This is a genomic window from Nocardia sp. NRRL S-836, assembly GCF_001279525.1.
Taxonomy (GTDB): Bacteria; Actinomycetota; Actinomycetes; order Mycobacteriales; family Pseudonocardiaceae; genus Lentzea.
In genome coordinates this window covers 299,112-315,550 of record NZ_LGDY01000001.1, presented here as the reverse complement: position 1 = coordinate 315,550, position 16,439 = coordinate 299,112, and the positions used below count along the sequence as shown (strand labels likewise).

General features: G+C 70.6%; 12 protein-coding genes. 4 read left to right on the top strand and 8 right to left on the bottom strand.

Annotated features, from left to right (window positions below):
- The first annotated feature begins 209 nt into the window (after nucleotides 1-209).
- Nucleotides 210-1,193: a hypothetical protein gene (locus tag ADL03_RS01545; RefSeq protein ID WP_053731500.1), complete on the top strand. Its 984-nt coding sequence runs from the start codon at nucleotides 210-212 to the stop codon at nucleotides 1,191-1,193.
- Here the strand turns inward: ADL03_RS01545 and ADL03_RS01540 are convergent.
- The 6 genes from ADL03_RS01540 to ADL03_RS01515 form a co-directional block, all read right to left on the bottom strand.
- Entirely contained in the window at nucleotides 1,142-2,041 is a 900-nt protein-coding gene (locus ADL03_RS01540; protein ID WP_053731499.1) for an SDR family oxidoreductase, read from the bottom strand. The genes ADL03_RS01545 and ADL03_RS01540 overlap by 52 nt on opposite strands.
- Nucleotides 2,042-2,324: 283 nt before the next feature.
- Nucleotides 2,325-3,587 carry a S1 family peptidase gene (locus tag ADL03_RS01535; protein WP_082372788.1) on the bottom strand — a complete coding sequence of 421 codons (1,263 nt, stop codon included), beginning with the start codon at nucleotides 3,585-3,587 and terminating at the stop codon, nucleotides 2,325-2,327.
- A 314-nt stretch (nucleotides 3,588-3,901) separates the two neighbouring features.
- Nucleotides 3,902-5,914: an ATP-dependent Clp protease ATP-binding subunit gene (locus ADL03_RS01530; protein ID WP_053731497.1), complete on the bottom strand. Its 2,013-nt coding sequence runs from the start codon at nucleotides 5,912-5,914 to the stop codon at nucleotides 3,902-3,904.
- Nucleotides 5,915-6,050: 136 nt separating this feature from the next.
- A complete protein-coding gene (locus ADL03_RS01525) occupies nucleotides 6,051-6,929 on the bottom strand; it encodes an alpha/beta fold hydrolase (protein ID WP_053731496.1) in 879 nt (292 codons plus the stop codon).
- A 67-nt stretch (nucleotides 6,930-6,996) separates the two neighbouring features.
- Nucleotides 6,997-7,575 carry a TetR/AcrR family transcriptional regulator gene (locus ADL03_RS01520; RefSeq protein ID WP_053731495.1) on the bottom strand — a complete coding sequence of 193 codons (579 nt, stop codon included), beginning with the start codon at nucleotides 7,573-7,575 and terminating at the stop codon, nucleotides 6,997-6,999.
- Between the two features lie 566 nt (nucleotides 7,576-8,141).
- Nucleotides 8,142-10,850, bottom strand: coding sequence for an EAL domain-containing protein (locus ADL03_RS01515; RefSeq protein WP_053731494.1), 2,709 nt, complete (start codon nucleotides 10,848-10,850; stop codon nucleotides 8,142-8,144).
- Between the two features lie 255 nt (nucleotides 10,851-11,105).
- Between ADL03_RS01515 and ADL03_RS01510 the strand changes: the two genes are divergently transcribed.
- Nucleotides 11,106-12,266 (top strand): beta-ketoacyl synthase N-terminal-like domain-containing protein, encoded by a 1,161-nt coding sequence (locus tag ADL03_RS01510; protein ID WP_053731493.1) that lies wholly within the window; start codon nucleotides 11,106-11,108, stop codon nucleotides 12,264-12,266.
- Nucleotides 12,267-12,305: 39 nt separating this feature from the next.
- On the opposite strand, the gene ADL03_RS01505 is transcribed toward ADL03_RS01510, so the two are convergent.
- On the bottom strand, nucleotides 12,306-13,454 hold the full coding sequence (locus ADL03_RS01505) for an anti-sigma factor (RefSeq protein WP_053731629.1): 1,149 nt from the start codon (nucleotides 13,452-13,454) through the stop codon (nucleotides 12,306-12,308).
- Nucleotides 13,455-13,483: 29 nt separating this feature from the next.
- Nucleotides 13,484-14,326, bottom strand: a complete 843-nt coding sequence (locus ADL03_RS48030) for an SGNH/GDSL hydrolase family protein (protein WP_197287976.1) — start codon at nucleotides 14,324-14,326, stop codon at nucleotides 13,484-13,486.
- 340 nt (nucleotides 14,327-14,666) lie between these two features.
- On the opposite strand from ADL03_RS48030, the gene ADL03_RS01495 reads away from it, so the two are divergent.
- Together ADL03_RS01495 and ADL03_RS01490 are read left to right on the top strand one after the other, a co-directional pair.
- Nucleotides 14,667-15,590, top strand: coding sequence for a carbohydrate ABC transporter permease (locus ADL03_RS01495; protein WP_053731491.1), 924 nt, complete (start codon nucleotides 14,667-14,669; stop codon nucleotides 15,588-15,590).
- Nucleotides 15,580-16,437, top strand: a complete 858-nt coding sequence (locus ADL03_RS01490; RefSeq protein WP_053731490.1) for a carbohydrate ABC transporter permease — start codon at nucleotides 15,580-15,582, stop codon at nucleotides 16,435-16,437. Before ADL03_RS01495 ends, ADL03_RS01490 begins: the two co-directional genes overlap by 11 nt.
- Nucleotides 16,438-16,439: the final 2 nt, after the last annotated feature.

The following is a 16,439-nucleotide window of genomic DNA, read 5'->3' as shown; positions in this document are numbered from 1 at the left end:
TCGAAAACTTCGGTCGCGGATGGGTCATCGAGTTCGGCGAAATGCGACCGGATCGGTTCGGATTTCTCCTGCGCGGGCCCGCGGTTGCGACGTGGCAGGTGCCACACCGCGCGTTGAGTGGATCAAGCCCGGTCCTGGGAACAACGCGCGGCGCGGGCTCGTAGTAGGAGATGAATGATCGTTCTGGCTCTCATTGGGAGGTGACAGCCATGACGCTGCCCGCCGTGCGGTCGTCCGGCCGGTGGGACCCGGCCGGCGAACCCGAGGAGCTCCTGCCGCTGCGCCGGGAGTTCGACCTGCGGTGGCGTGGCTACGACCGCGAGCAGGTCCAGCACTACGTCCACGGCGTGGAGGACGAGCTGCGGTTGCTCACCGCGGACCGCGACGCCGCACTCGCCCGGGCGGAGTCCCTTGCGCGGCAGGTGGAAGCGGCCCGCGTGGAGAACGCCGAGCTGCGCGCGCGGGTCGACCGGATCTGCCGCAGCCCGATCGACCCCGACGCGCTCACCGAACGCCTGCGCCGCAGGGTCGAGCTCGCCCACGCCGAAGCCGAGGAGACCACCGCCCGCGCCCGCACCGCCGCCGAGCAGCACTGGACCAACGCCCGCCAGGCCGCCGACCGGTTGCGCCAGCGCGCCGAGCACCTGGTGGCCGAGCTCGACCGGCGCCGTGCGGAGATGGAGACCGAGCACCGCGACCTCATGGACCGCGTGCACGCCCAGACCGAGGCGCTGACCCGGCAGGCCGAACGCCGCCGCCGCGAGCTCGACGAGCAGGCCGCGCAGCTGCGCCGGCAGGTCGAGTCGGACTTCGAGCAGGCCATGGCACAACGCCGCGCCGAGGCGATGCGCGCACAGGCCGACCAGCAGCGTGCGGCGCAGGCCCGCGCCGAGCAGACCGTCCGCGAAGCCACCGAGCACGCGCACCGGATCGTCACCGCCGCTGAGCACCGCGTCGAGGTGCTGCGCGAGCACCGCGCCCGCCTCGCCGAGCAGCTGCGTGCCGCGGAAGCACTGCTGGCCGACGTCGAACCGCTGCTGGGACCGCTGCCGGAGGAGAAACTGGTGACAATGGACGTGATCCACCCCGACCAGCGCCCGCGTGCGGCGCTGACCGAGGTGGACCGGTTCACTGCTCCCGATCAGGTGAGCAGCTGGCCGCCGGTGACGCCGAGCACCTCGCCGGTGATGTAGCTGGACTCCTGGGACGCGAAGAACACGTAGACCGGCGCCAGCTCCGCCGGTTGCGCCGCGCGTCCCAGCGGCGTCTGCGCACCGAAGTCGTCGACCTGGTCGGCGGGCATCGTGGCGGGGATGAGCGGCGTCCACACCGGACCGGGCGCCACGGAGTTCACCCTGATGCCCTTGTCGACGAGGTCGGCCGACAGCGCCTTGGTGAAGTTGACGATCGCGGCCTTGGTGGCGGCGTAGTCCGTGAGCGGGGGAGAGGGCTGGAACGCCTGGATCGACGAGGTGGTGATGATGGTGGAGCCGGGACGCATGAGCGGCACGGCGGCCTTGCACAGCCAGAACATCGCGTAGACGTTGGTCTTGAACACCCGGTCGAACTGCTCGGTGCTGATGCCGACGAGCCCGTCGTCCTGCGCCATCTGGTAGGCCGCGTTGCTGACCAGGACGTCGATGCGCCCGAACTCCTGCTCGGCTCGCCTGACCACCTCCTGGCACACCTCCTCGGTGCGCAGGTCACCGGGCACCAGCACGGCCTGCCGACCGGCCTCGCGCACGAGCTCGGCGGTGCGTTCCGCGTCCTCCTGCTCCTCTTCGAGGTAGGAGAGCAGAACGTCCGCACCCTCTCGCGCGAACGCGATCGCCACCGCCCGGCCGATGCCGGAGTCACCGCCGGTGATCACGGCCTTGGCGTCGAGCAGCCGGCCGCTGCCCCGGTAGGTGCGCTCACCGTGGTCGGGCTCCGGCCCCATGCGCTCGCCGGTGCCGGGGTGCGGTTGCTCCTGACCCTCCTGGGCACCGGGGCGCGGGTACTGGGTCCTCGGGTCCTGACGGGTGTACTGGTCCTGCGGCACGGGTGGGCACCTCCGGGCGGTGAGACTTCGGACAAGCAGGTGTTCCCGCACGGCCGATGTTCAACCGCGCGGGAACCGGCGTCACCGGCCGGGGGTCGAGCACGACGAGCCCTTCACGCCGAACGACCCTGGCGGCGACGAGTTCCACTTCCGGGCGGAGGTCATGACGCGGGATGCGCATCGAAGAAGAAGGGCCCTGCGCGCTGAAATGACCTGGCCGCGTCAGCTGCCGAGACGCGGGGACGACCGGCCGGAGTGCACCGGCCGGTCGTCGGTCAGCTCATCACCAGAGCGTCACGCCGTACGCCGACTGGTAGTACGGCAGGCTGATCGCCGCCGGGTAGTACCAGGACACGTTCGGCTGGCCGACCACCTGGCCGCAGCGGTACGCGCCGTTCACCAGGTACAGCTGGGCGCCGCTGGTCATGCCCTCCGCGGTGCGGGTGCCGGAGTTGCGGTAGTTCGAGCCGCCCGAGTCACCGGGCTCGACGCAGGCGTTGTGCCGGGTGAGGTCGTACACCGTCCTCCCGCCCGAGTAGGTCACGGTCTCGCGCTTCGCCGTGATCACGCCGCAGGTGAGCTTGGTGGTGACGCCGGACTTGCAGATCGCGGTGCCCACCGGCGAGTCGCTGTAGCCGCTGACGGTCACGACGCCGCCCTGGGACGGGTTGACGTCCACCCACGGCCCCTGCGTCCACGCGCCCGTGTTGGTCACGCGAACCAGGGAGTCGTCGTAGGTCGGGAAGAACGCCGCCTGCACGGTGCCGATCTGCGCGCCGGTGTAGCCGAAGACGGCCGTGCCGGCGGGGCCGCAGTGGCCCGCGGTCAGCACGTAGCGCAGGCCGGTGCTGACGTTGCGGACGTTGAAGCCCGCCGAGCAGTAGCCGCCGCCGAAGGCGCCGTAGTACAGGACGTCGCCGCCGTCGAGGAACGCCGCGGTGGACGGCTCGGTGGCGGTGTACTCGACCTTCACCGCGTCGCCGTACTTCTTCAGGCCGGCCACGGCATTCTGCGACCGGCCGGCCAGCGCGGTGACGGTGACGGTGTTCGTCTGCACGTCGACCGTCCAGGAGGTCAGTCCCTTGACGGCCTCGGACGGGGTGCGGCCGCGCTTGTCGTGCTCGCGGGCGCGGTCGCCGTCCGCGCGGCCCGCGAGCGAGTCGAGGTCCTGTTTGATCTTGTCCAGGTCGGCCTCGCTGTGCTTGACCACCTGTGGCCGCGCGCCGGCGGACCGCACCTCGCCGGCCCGTGCCGGGTCGGTCACGGCGACCGCCAGCCGGCCCGACGCGGCGTCGAACCACGCGCCGCCGAACGCCGCGCCGAGGCGGGTCTTCAGCACGTCGTCGAGCTGGTCGGCCTCGTCCTGCTGGGCCGCGCGTGTTCTGGCCTGCTCGGCGGTGAGCCCCAGATCGCGCTGCATCGCCGCCAGCACGTCCGCGGGCAGGTCGGCGTCGCGGTGCGGTGCGGCCGTGCCGACCGCGCTGCCGGCGAGGCCGAGCGCCACCACCGACACGCCGGTGATCAAAGAGCGGATAACGTTTCGCATTTCGCTCACTTCCCTGAAGCTGCTTCCGCGACTGGCGAACGCCAGCGCACGAAAGGGAAGTCGTGATGTGAGCGGGAGTGTTTCACGTGAATTATCTGAAACACTCGTTCGGCGCAGCAGGTAATCCGCAGGGACCCTCGACTCTCGTGAACGTGCAGCTCAGTACCCAAGTAGGCACACGGCGACATCCGGGTGTGAGCCCTTGACGCCGGTGGCCAATGCGGATATCTCGGGTCTGTTGAGAAACGGATGCATGTTTTGTTTGTCGCCGCCCCGGGCTCATTCGTGAATGCCGGAATAAATGAGAGACGTTATCAGGCCGGGGGATCGGAGATGGTCAGTGCCAGTTCCGAGTCGATGACCGTGACGAGGACGTGCTGCCCGCTGCGCAACTCACCCGAGAGCAACGCGCGGGACAGCCGCCGGTCGAGTTCTTTGGCGATGGTGCGGCGCAACGGCCGGGCACCGTACTCGGGGACGTAGCCGCGGGTGGCGAGCCAGTCGACGGCCTGGTCGTCCACCTCCAGCGTGATGTTCTGCTCGCGCAGCCGTTGCCGGGTGCGGTCGAGCAGCAACGCCGTGATCTGCCGCAGCTGGCCCGCGTCCAGGCCGCGGAACAGGATGATCTCGTCCAGGCGGTTGAGGAACTCGGGGCGGAAGTGGCGCCGGACCGTGGCCATCAGCGGGTCCCGCAGCTGCTCGACCTCGACGCCCGAGCCGGCCGCGGCCAGCAGTTGCTCGGCGCCGATGTTGCTGGTCATGATGATCACGGTGTTGGTGAAGTCGGCGGTGCGTCCCTGGGCGTCGGTGAGCCGGCCCGCGTCGAGCACCTGCAGCAGGGTGTTGAAGACGTCGGGGTGCGCCTTCTCGATCTCGTCCAGCAGCAGGACCGCGTACGGCACGCGCCGGACCGCGCCGGTGAGTTGGCCGGCGTCCTCGTAGCCGACGTATCCCGGTGGCGCGCCGATCAGCCGCGCGACCGTGTGCTGCTGGGAGAACTCGCTCATGTCGAACCGGATCAGCCGGTCCTGCGACCAGAAGAGCGCCTCCGCCAGCGCCCGCGCGACCTCGGTCTTGCCCACGCCGGTCGGGCCGAGGAACAAGAACGAGCCGATGGGCCGGTGCGGGTGCTTGAGGCCCGCACGGCCCTGGCGGACCGCGTCGGCGACGGCCTCCACCGCCTCGTCCTGCCCGATGATCCGCTGGTGCAGGTGCTCCTCCAGGTGCAGCAACCGGTGCCGTTCGGCCTCGGTGAGCTGGGCGACCGGGATGCCCGTGCTGCGGGACACGACCTCGGCGACGTCGTTCGCGCCGACCTCGGGCGCGTTGGCCAGCGCGATGCGGGCGGCCTCCAGGTCGGCGACCGCGCGGTCCAGCTCGTCGTCGAGGACCGGGACGTCGTCGCCCTGGGCGGCGGTCCTCTCCCGCTTCAGCCGGTCCACCCGCTGCTCCAGCTCCGCCGGGTCGGGCGGCATCGGGGACTTCTCCCGCAGCCGGACCCGTGCGCCGGCGCGGTCCACCAGGTCGACCGCCTTGTCCGGCAGGAACCGGTCGGTGACGTACCGGGCCGACAGCTCCACGGCGGTCACGATCGCCTCGTCGGTGATCCGCACCCCGTGGTGCGTCTCGTACCGGGTGCGCAGGCCGCGCAGGATCGCGACCGTCTCGTCGGTCGTCGGCTCGTTCACCATGATCGGCTGGAACCGCCGCTCGAACGCGGCGTCCTTCGCGACGTGCCGCCGGTACTCCTCGGCCGTCGTGGCGCCGATGACCTGGAGCCGTCCGGTCGTGAGCACGGGCTTGAGGATGTTCGCGGCGTCCATCGGCGCGCCTTCGGCACTGCCCGCGCCCACCACGGTGTGCAGCTCGTCGATGAACAGCACCACCATCCGGTTCGTCGCGGCCACCTCCTGGATGACGCCCTCGAGCCGTTCCTCGAACTCGCCCCGGTACTTCGCCCCCGCGACCATGCCTGCCAGGTCCAGCGAGATCAGCCGCCGGCCGCTCAGCGTGGCCGGGACGTCGCCACTCGCGATGCGGGCCGCGATGCCCTCGACGATCGCCGTCTTGCCCACCCCCGGATCCCCGATCAGGACGGGGTTGTTCTTGGTGCGCCGCGACAGCACCTCCAGCACCTCGTCGATCACGTCGTCGCGGCCGATCACCGGGTCGAGCAGGCCGTCCCGTGCCGCGGCGGTGAGGTCGCGGCCGAAGTGGTCCGTGCGCCGCGTCGCGGACGGGGGCTGACCCAGCCCGCCGAACAGCTTTCCGACCAGGTCCTCCAGCGAATTGGACCCGAAGCCGAACACCCAGTCGTCACCACCCACGGCCTGCCACCTCCACCCGTTGAAAGACCTTCGTGTTCAATCCTCCCTCCCGCGGCCCGCGAACACAGGTCAGATCGTGCGGACCAGGCGGCGGACCGGTCGGCGGGGTGCCGTGCGGCCGACCGGCCCGCCGTGGTCAGAGCGACTTGGCCAGGAACGGCAGGACCACGTCGGCCACCTCGTCCGGCACCTCCTCGGCGAGGTCGTGCCCGGCGTCGAAGACGTGGCCGGTGACGTCGTCGGCCATCAGCCGCATCTGCGACTCGGCGCGGTCGCCGACGAAGTGGGCGCCGCCGAGCGCGAGCACCGGGATGTCCAGTTTCCGCTGCGCGGCCTGCCGGTTCTGCTCGGCGTCGACGAGGATCGCGCGGTAGATCTCCAGCATCGCGCGGATGCCACCGGGCAGGGAGTAGCAGCGCACGTACTCGTCCACCGCGTCGGGTGTCGCGCTGTCGGGACGGGCGCGTTCCGACTTGATCATGTACGTGATCAGCTCGCGCTCGTGCCCGGCGATCAGCATCTCGGGCACGTCCGGCTGGAAGTAGAAGCCCAGGTGCCACAGGTGCATGCCGGACGCGTTCTCGGCGGTGAGCGCGGTGTGGTCCTCGAAGCCGAAGCCGGGGAACAACGCCTCGGCGAACACCAGCGCCCGGACGTGGTCGCGGTGGCGTGCGGCGAGCTGGTAGCCGATCACGGCACCCCAGTCCTCACCGATCACCGCGTACTCCTCGTGGCCGAGGTGGGCCATCAGCTCCGCGATGTCGTCGCTCATGGTCGCGGAGTCGTAGCCGTCGGCCGGGTGGCCCGAGTCGCCCAGGCCGCGCAGGTCGGCGACGACGACGGTGTGGTGCGGCGTCAGCCTCGGGACGAGGTGCCGCCAGTGGTAGCCGGTCTTCGGCACGCCGTGTAGCAGGACCACGGCGGGGCCGCTTCCGCCTGTCCGGTAGTGCAGGGCCGTGCCGCTGAGTGCGACGCGGTTCGTGCGCAACGGCGTGCCGTCGTGGTCGACCATCATGTTCTTCCCGCTTTCCTTGGTGGAACGTGTTTGTGGATCGAGCGTTACAGATTGAGGGCGTGAAAAATCAGCGGAGGGCCGCCAGGGCGACCTCCACGAGGGGTTCGAGCGCACGCGCGTCCGGCGTGATCTTCGAGGAGACCAGCAGGCCGTTGAGGAAGGTCACGAGGAACGCGGCCAGCGTGTCCGGGTCCTGCTCGCTCGTGAGCTCGCCCCGCTCCACCGCGATCCGCAGCACCTCGGCGAGCGCGTCGCGGCTGGCGTCCTGCATGTCGCGCACGGTGCGCCGGGTCGCCGCGTCGGAGGGCAGCCGCTCGCAGGCGGCGTTGACCGCGAGACAGCCGCGGCCGGCGTCCGCCACGGCGAGCCGGACGCGTTCGACCAGCATCGTCCGGATCGCGGACCGGGCGTCCGCGCCGGACCTCAGGGTGTCCAGGGCCTCCGCCGCGAGGGTGGAGCGGTAGTGCTCCAGCGCGGCCTGGTAGAGGCCGTCCTTGTCGCCGAACGCGGCGTACAGCGATCCCTGGCCGATCCCGAGGTGCTGCGTGAGGTCGCGCACCGAGGTCGCCTCGTAGCCGCGCGACCAGAACAGCTCCATCGCACGGCTCACCGCCGCCTCGGTGTCGAACTCACGGGTCCTGGCCACGATCCGACCGTAGCCTATCTGTATCGCACGTTCAAGAAACGCGTGTCACAGGTGGTGCCCCTGTCCTGCCTTGGCTGTCGACACCGGTTCCCGCCGAGACGAGGTTCCACAACGGCCACCCGTGGTGCTCCCGCGATCGAGACCTTCGAGGACCTCCGCCGCCACCTGCAACGGGCGATCGAGCTCGAGCACGCGACCATCCCGCCGTACCTGTGCGCGCCACGGCCGTCGCTACCGGACCGGCGACACCCCGCGGTCCGGCCCGACCGGCGAGCCGATCGCCGTCGACCTCGACGGGGTGCTGCCCATGCGGACCGACCCCCGCACGGCCGACCACCCGGACGGCAGCGAGATCCGCGTCGCGCAGGAGCAGTTCGACAACAGCTACTGCCTGCTGCTGTTCCAGCTCCAGGAGGTCTTCACCGGCGCACCCGGTCAGCTCGGCGCCACCGTCGGCACCATGTACCGGCTGAAGGCCCAGGCCCGGGCGCTGATGAGGATGCCGCACGACGGCGGGCCCGACGTTCGAGCACGTCCCGCCCGAGCAGCGCTCCTGGGGCCCGTCCTCACAGCTCGCGCAACGGCACCGGTCTCCCGAGGTGGTAACCCTGCGCCTGGTCACAGCCCAGTGCCCGCAGGATCTCCAGCTGCTCGGCCTGCTCGACCCCTTCGGCGATCACGGTCAGGTCGACCGCGTGGGCCATGGCGATGATGCTCGTGACGATCGCCTCCGCCTCGTCGGACCGGCCGAGCCCGGCCGTGAACGAGCGGTCGATCTTGAGCGTGTCCAGCGGCAGGGTGAGCAGCTGGGCCAGTGAGGAGTGACCGGTGCCGAAGTCGTCGATCGCCAGCCGCACGCCCAGCTCCCGCAACGCCGCCAGGGTCCTCGCGGCCAGGGCCGGGTCGTGCATCAGCGCGCTCTCGGTGATCTCCAGGCACAGCGAGCCCGGCGTCAGCCCCGCCTTGGTGACGGCGCTGCGGACCGAGGACACGAGCCACGGGTCGTCGAGCTGGCGGGCCGACAGGTTCACGGTCAGCTGCAGCTCCGGTGCCTGCGTGGTGATCTCGCGGGCCGCGGTGTAGAGCATGTGGGCGCCCACGATGTTGATCAGGTCGCTCTCCTCGGCGAGCGTGATGAACTCGCCGGGCAGGATCAGCCCGTACCGGGGATGGGTCCAGCGCAGCAGGCCCTCGACGGCGACGCGGCGGTCGGTGCGCAGGTCGACGATCGGCTGGTAGGCGAGCCACAGCTCGTCGCCCAGCGGTGCCATGCGCAGGTCCTGCTCCAGCTGCAGGCGGCGCTGGATGCGCTCGCGCAGCTCGACGTCGAAGAACGCGATCCGGCCCCGGCCCCTGGTCTTGGCCTGGTACATCGCGAGATCGGCGTCGCGCAGCAGGTCCGAGCCGTCACGGGGGTCGCCGGCCTCCGCGAGCACGATGCCCACGCTCGCGTCGACGTGCAGCTGCCGCCCGCCCACGGTGATCGGGCGGTTCAGCTCGGCCCTGACGTGGTCGGCGATGGCGGTCGCCTCGTCGCGGCCGCTCACGCCGTAGGCGATCACGGTGAACTCGTCGCCGCCGAGCCTGCCCACGACGTCACCGCGACGGGTGCCGCGGCTCAGCCTCTTGCCCACCACGCGCAGCACCTCGTCGCCCGCGCTGTGGCCCAGGGAGTCGTTGATGACCTTGAACTTGTCCAGGTCGATGAACAGCACCGCCGTGAGGCCCGACCGGTGCGCCCGTGCGAGGGGGCTGAGCCGGTTGATGGTCACCGTGCGGTTGAACAGGCCGGTCAACGCGTCGTGCGTCGCCTCGTGCTCCAGCTGGCTGTCGATCATGCGGCGCTCGGTGATGTCGGTGAACGACACCACGGTCGCGGCCGGCAGCGTGCCGTCCTGGGTCAGCGCGCGGGCGCTGAGCGACAGCCACACGCGGGTGCCGTCCGGCCGCAGCGCCCTGACGATCCGCCCGTGCTGCGGCCGGCCGGTCCTGCGCGTGATGGCCGACGGGAAGTTCTCCAGCGCGATGAGCTGGCCCGTCTCGTCGTGCAGCTCGGTCGACGACGCCAGCTCGCCGATCGTCTCCTGCGCGGTCACGCCGAGGATGCGCTCGGCCGCGGGGTTCACCGACTCGACGCGGCCGGTGGGACCGACGACGAGCACTCCCTCCTCGATGGCGGCGACCACCGCGGTGAAGTGGCGTTCCGCGCGCCTGCGGGCGGTCTCGTCCGCGCAGATCAGCACGTAGCCGTCGTCCATGCGGGCCACCGAGACCCGCACCGCCAGCGCCTCGCCGTCGGACCTGCGGTGCTCGGCCTGGACCACACCACCGGCCTCCAGCACCGCCACCGGGTCGAGCGGCGCGCCCACCACCTCGCCGATGGGCCGCCCGAACACGTCGGCGGCACGGCGGCCGTAGACGTTCTCCGCGCTGGGGTTCCAGCTCGTCACGACCCCGTCCGAGGTGGTCGCGATGAGCGCGTCGCTGACGTGCGCGACGAGCGCCGCCTGGTAGCGCAACGCCGCCGCGGCCGCCTTCTGCTCGGTGACGTCCCGCATGATCACCTGGAACGCCGGCCTGCCCTCCCAGGTCGTGCGCACCGAGACCGACTCGATGTCGGTCGTGCCGCCGTCGAACCGGACCAGCACGGCGTCCGCCGGATCGCTGGCCGCACCCGGCTCGGTCAGCTTCGCGATGCGCCGCAGCATCTCCGCCTGCGAGTCCGGGTGGACGAAGTCGGTGATCGGCCGCCCGAGGATCTCCGCGTCCGACCGCGCCCGCACGAACCGGACCGCCGCCGAGTTCGCGTACACGATCTGACCGGCCTCGTGCACCACGATCGCGTCGGGGGAGAGGTCGACCAGCAGCCGGTAGCGGTCGGCCAGGTCGGCGAGCTCCTGCTGCTGGGTGTGCTGCCGGGTCACGTCGGCGACGACGCCGACCAGCGCCCGTGCCGAGTCACGGGTCGACACGCGGGCGCGGAACTGCAGCCAGCGCCGGCCGTCCGGCGTGTCCAGGGGTTGGACCAGCTCGAACGCCTGCCAGGCGGCCGCCGTCCGCGCCGCCAGGGTCAGCGGCTCCACGAGCTCGGCCAGCCGGGTGCGCACGGTGCCGGTGTCCGCGCCGGGCACCCCGACCACGGCGTCGAGGCCCGGCATCCAGCCGAGCTGGTCCTCGTCGAGGTCGAGCCACCACACCACGGCGGCGCCGATCGAGAGCCCGAGGTCGGCCAGCAGCTCGTGGTCGAACTCGGCGTCACCGATCAGGCCGCTCACGTCGTGACTCCCAGATCCACCAGTCCCTCGTATTCGCGGTGGCGTGGCCATCGTGAAGTCCTACCGCACAGCTGACCGGAGGCGCATCCGTCGTGCGTGAGCATGGTGTGCCGTTATATCGGTAACCGGATCCGGCCGTGTGGTCAGGGGTCGTCTTCAATGTCCATTGTAGACGAATCAGTCGTTTCGCTGCACGGGCCTCCCGCCCGTTATCCTGGGGTTAGAGGTGTCGACCCTCGGTGTGGGGGAGCGGATATGGTCGCGCGAGGTGTGGGAATCTGCGGAATCGGCGTGGTCAGCGGGTACGGCTGGAGCCGCCGGTCGCTGTGGGACGGTCTGGCCGCCGGGAAGCCCGCCGCGGTCGTCGTCCCCGAGCTGGGCAGGACGCCCGATGACACCGTCTGGGCCGCGCGGGTCGGCCGCGGCGGCAACCCGATGGACGGACCGAGCAGGTTCGCGCAGGCCATGCGGGCCGCGGCCAGGGAGGCCATCGAGGACGCGGGCACCCGCGGCTGGCAGCCGGGCCGCCGGGTCGGGCTCCTGCACGCGGTGGTGCTGGGCGAGGTCGACCTGTGGCGCGACTTCTACGTCACGCGCGGCGGCAAGCTGCCGGTGCACGACTACCTGGCGATGATGCCGTCCACGCCGATGTCGACGTTCATGCAGGAATACGGTTTCCACGGCCCCGCGATGAACGTCTCGGCGATGTGCGCGTCGGGCAACGCCGGACTGATCACCGCGAAGGCGTGGCTGGACGCGGGAATCGTCGACGACGTGGTGTTCGTCGCCACGGATCTGTCCCTGACCCCGGAGAACGTGGCCCACTTCGTCCGGCTCGGTGTGGCCGTCGTGGACGCCGAGCCGCTCGACGCGTGCCGCCCGTTCCAGCAGGGCAGCCGGGGTTTCGTGATGGGGGAGGCGTCCGTCGCGTTCGTCCTGTCCCGGCGCGCGTCCCGCCCGTACGCCCTCACGCTCGGCGGCGCGATGTCGCACGACGCCTACCACGTGACGTCGATCGACCCGCAGCTCGACCAGATCACCGCGTGCTTCTCCGACGCGCTGGACAACGCCGGGGTGAGCGCCGCCGACGTGCGCTACCTCAACGCGCACGGCCCCGGCACCGCGCAGTGCGACGCCGCCGAGGCCGCCGTGCTGGAACAGCTGTTCGGACCGGACACCGGCATCTACTCGGTGAAACCGCTGACCGGGCACTGCCAGGGGGCGGCCTCGGCGATCGAGGTCGCCGTGACCGCCCTGGGCTACGACCGGGGCGTGCTCCCGGCGCCGCCGGTGGTCGCGCCCGGACACCCGAACCTGCTGGACGGCCTCACGCCGGTCGCCGGCGGTCTGACCGTCAAGTCGTCGCTCGGCATGGGCGGCCACAACTCGGCGATCGTCCTGGCACCGCCCGCCTGACCTGCGGCCGCCTTGCTGTCAACGGTTCAGGGGTGTCCGTCAGGCACACACGTTCGACGTGCTGTTGTTCAGCGTGAGGTTGCGGAACGTCGTGTTGGTCCCGCACGGGCTCTCGCGCACCGACGAGTTGGTCACCGTGAGGTTCTGGATCGTGATGTCGCGGTTGTTCGGGAACTCCGAGCGCGCCGCCAGCCGGATCTCGCCGCCGCCGGTCACCGTCCCGCTCTGCGCCGCGAGCGTCACGTTGGTGCAGTTCTCGACCAGTACCGCGTTGTTGCCGGTGTTCGCCAGGTCGACCCGGTCGATGGTCAGCCCGCCGCTCTCCGACACGCAGAACACCCCGCGGCCGCCACCACGGGCGCGCACCGTGCCGACCCGGATGTTCGTCGGGTAGCCGGTGCCGACGCGGCCGTTGCGGTTGGCCGTCCGGAACGCCGCGTACCCGGTGCCCGCGCCCGCGTTCTCCGCGTCCACGGTGCCGACGGTGGCGTTGACGGTCTCGTTGAGCAGCAGCCCGGACTCACCGACGTTGCGAGCCGTCACCGTTCCGATGGTCAGACCGTCCACGCCGTACGTCTCCACGGCGTGACTGCTCGCGCCGGACACGAAGACGGTGTCGATCCGGATGTTGCGGCTGCGCACGCTGGTGTTGCCGCGGTTGTCGACGCGCACGCCGAGACCGCCCGACAGCCGCATGTCGATCTGCCCGAGCACGACGTTGTCGACGTTGCGCATGAAGATCCCGTACAGCGGGCGGCCGGTGAGGGCGAGGTAGCGCACCTCGACGTCATGGGTGCCCCTGGAGTAGATCGGCGCCTGGTCACCGGAACCGGTGCCGGTCACGTCGATCGTGCCGCAGACGTCGATGCCGGTGTAGCTGGGCAACGAGATCCGCGCGCCCGCGCTCACCGCACCGCTGCCGCGCACCACGACCCACTGCTTCGCGGTCCGTCCCGCCGTGAGGCTGTCGACGGCGGCCTGGACGGCGGAGCGCATGTCGGCGCCGGTGTAGACGGTCCTGCTGCCGTTGCGGGCGGTCCACGTGCCGCCGTTCAGCACCGCTTCGGCGTTGAACGTCCGGTCGCCGCAGGCCATGACCCGCACCGGCGTGGCGGCCGCCGGTGTGAGGCCGCCGAGCACGACCGCCGCCGCCACGAGCGCGCCCGTCCGCCACCTGGTCGAGAACATGTGCACCTCCTCCTGGCCGGACCGGCCGCTCACCTGAGGTACGCGGACAGCGGGATGCGCTGGTCGCGCAGCGCCTTGGCCACGACACCGGCGATCTGCCTGGCCCCGGCCGCCTCGAAGTGCGTGTGGTCGTTGCAGAAGAAGGCGCCGACCGCGCCCCTGGTGTAGTCGCCGTCGTTGGGGCACAGCCGCAGCGTGTTGTAGAGCGTGTAGCTCAGCTTGTGCAGGTCGATGACGGTCGTGCCGGCGGCCCGGCCCGCGTCGAAGGTCTCGGTGAGGAAGCCGCGGGTGCCGACGGCGGAGCTGCCGCTGCACCTGATGGCGGACACGGGCGTCAGGAAGACCGGTGTGGCGCCGCGGTCCTTGGCCGCCTTGGCCATGAGCGCGAGGAGCTCCCGGTAGCGGGCGCTGCCCACGTGCCGCGGGCAGTCGGGGCTGCCGTCGTTGATGCCGAACTGGATCAGGAGGTAGTCACCGGCCTTCATGCCGGTGGCGGGGTCGAGCATGCTCTGCCAGCGCTGGTGGAACGTCCGCGGGCTCACGACGCACTCGCCGGCCGAGTCCTTCGTGCCCTGCACGTTGGACTCGTACAGCCAGGTCTGGATGCTCCGGCCGGACACCGCGCTGTTCACGACGGTGACGTCGTCGGTGAACAGCGGGTCGAACTGGCTGCCCCAGCCGACCGGGCAGCTCGACCTCGGGTCCGCCATCGTCGAGTCGCCGGCGAGCCACACCTTCACGGCCGCCGCGCTGGCCGAGGTCCCACCGGCGGCGGCGGGGGCGCAGCCGGGTTCGCCGGCCGACGCGGGCCCGGTGGCGGTGAGCAGCGGCAGGACGACGAGTGCCGCCACGGTCAGAAAACGTGTCCTCACGGTTGTCTCCAGACGGGCCGGGTGTCTGATGTGGACGAACAAGGATTGGTAAGCGCTTTCCAGCGTCGATGTGAGTATGGCGCCCAGGGCGGGGAGACCGCGACAGGTGCCGGTGGAATTCGTCAGTTCGACGGTCGAATCGACAGCCGGTGAACCGTTCAGGGGCATTCGGTGAATCGGGTTCGGCCTTGCGGTGGGCATCCCTTGAGGACGGTGTCGAACGCCTCCCAGCAGCGGTTTCGACGCCGGGTTCGACAACGTTCGACGCGGCTGCTTGACGCTCTTGAGAGGCCGATGCAGACTCCGGAAAGCGTTTTCCGGCAAGGGAATGCGGGGCTTTGTGAGTGCTCTCGACGAGTTGCGCCACCTGCGCCACGGCGGCGGGCAGGTGCGCAAGCGCGACAACCGGGTGGCCTTCTGGTTCCTGGCTCCGTGGTTCGCCGGACTGCTGTTCATCACGATCGGCCCGGTCCTCGCGTCCTTCGGCCTCGGCTTCACCAGGTACAACCTGATCCAGCCGCCGCGGTTCACCGGGCTGGACAACTTCGCGCGGATCCTGACCGACGAGCGGTTGCACAACGCGCTGCGGGTCACGTTCACCTACGTGCTGGTGTCCGTGCCGCTGCAGCTGGCGTGCGCCCTGGGGGTCGCGCTGCTGCTGGACCGCGGCCTGCGCGGGCTCGCCGTCTACCGCTCGGCGTTCTACCTGCCCTCGCTGCTCGGTTCGAGCGTCGCGATCGCGGTGCTGTGGACGCAGGTGTTCGGCACGGACGGGCTGGTGAACCGGGTGCTGGGCTTCTTCGGCCTCGAGGGGAGGGGCTGGATCTCCGACCCGAGCACCGCGCTGTCCACGCTGATCGTGCTCAACGTCTGGACGTTCGGCTCACCGATGATCATCTTCCTGGCGGGGCTGCGGCAGATCCCGGCCGTCTACCACGAGGCCGCCGCGATCGACGGGGCCGGCCGGTGGTCGCGGTTCCGGCACATCACCCTGCCGCTGCTGTCGCCGATCCTGTTCTTCAACCTGGTGCTGCAGATCATCCACGCGTTCCAGTCGTTCACGCAGGCGTTCGTCGTCTCCGGCGGCACGGGCGGGCCGTCCGACTCGACCATGTTCTACACGCTCTACCTGTACCAGCAGGGTTTCAGCCGGTTCGACATGGGTTATGCCGCCGCGCTGGCCTGGTTCCTGCTGCTGATCATCGCGGCCTTCACCGCGATCAACTTCTGGGCGGCGAGGTACTGGGTGTTCTATGACGACTGAGCCGTACCGGACGCCGCTGGGCCGGCGCCTGTCGACGCCGGTCAAGCACGTCGCCCTGGTCCTGATCGGGTTCGTGATGCTGTACCCGGTGCTGTGGATGGTCGTGAGCTCGCTGCGGCCGGACGACGTGATCTTCCGCAGCCCCGGCCTGGTCCTCGACGGCCTGCGGACGGAGAACTACGCGGAGGGCTGGAACGCCCTCACCCCGTCGTTCGGGACGTACCTGCTCAACTCCGCGGTCCTGGTGCTGGGCTGCATCATCGGCAACCTGGTGTCGTGCTCGATGGCGGCCTACGCGTTCGCGCGGCTGAACTTCAGCGGCAAGCGCTGGTGGTTCGGGATCATGCTGGGCACGATCATGCTGCCGATCCACGTGATCATCGTGCCGCAGTACGTGCTGTTCTCCCAGATCGGCTGGGTGAACACGTTCCTGCCGCTGATCGTGCCGAAGGTGCTCGCCACGGACGCGTTCTTCGTCTTCCTGATGGTCCAGTTCATCCGCGGCCTGCCGCGCGAGCTCGACGAGGCGGCGCGCATCGACGGCTGCGGCCACCCGCGGATCTTCCTGCGGATCATCCTGCCGCTGATGAAACCCGCGCTCGCCACCACCACGATCTTCACGTTCATCTGGACGTGGAACGACTTCTTCGGCCAGCTGATCTACCTCACCGACCCGGACATGTACACGGTCCCCGTCGCCCTGCGCTCGTTCGTGGACTCGACGGTCGCCACGTCGTGGGGCTCGCAGTTCGCGATGAGCGTGGTGTCGCTGGTCCCGATCTTCCTCGCCTTCCTCATCGGCCAGCGGTACCTCGTCCAGGGGATCGCCACGACCGGGGGCAAGTAGCC

Coding starts and splice junctions, on each gene's coding strand:
- ADL03_RS01545 (WP_053731500.1), top strand. CDS start 210: ATGACGCTGCCCGCCGTGCGGTCGTCCGGCCGGTGGGACCCGGCCGGC.
- ADL03_RS01535 (WP_082372788.1), bottom strand. CDS start 3,587: ATGCGAAACGTTATCCGCTCTTTGATCACCGGCGTGTCGGTGGTGGCG.
- ADL03_RS01525 (WP_053731496.1), bottom strand. CDS start 6,929: ATGATGGTCGACCACGACGGCACGCCGTTGCGCACGAACCGCGTCGCA.
- ADL03_RS01510 (WP_053731493.1), top strand. CDS start 11,106: ATGGTCGCGCGAGGTGTGGGAATCTGCGGAATCGGCGTGGTCAGCGGG.
- ADL03_RS01505 (WP_053731629.1), bottom strand. CDS start 13,454: ATGTTCTCGACCAGGTGGCGGACGGGCGCGCTCGTGGCGGCGGCGGTC.
- ADL03_RS01490 (WP_053731490.1), top strand. CDS start 15,580: ATGACGACTGAGCCGTACCGGACGCCGCTGGGCCGGCGCCTGTCGACG.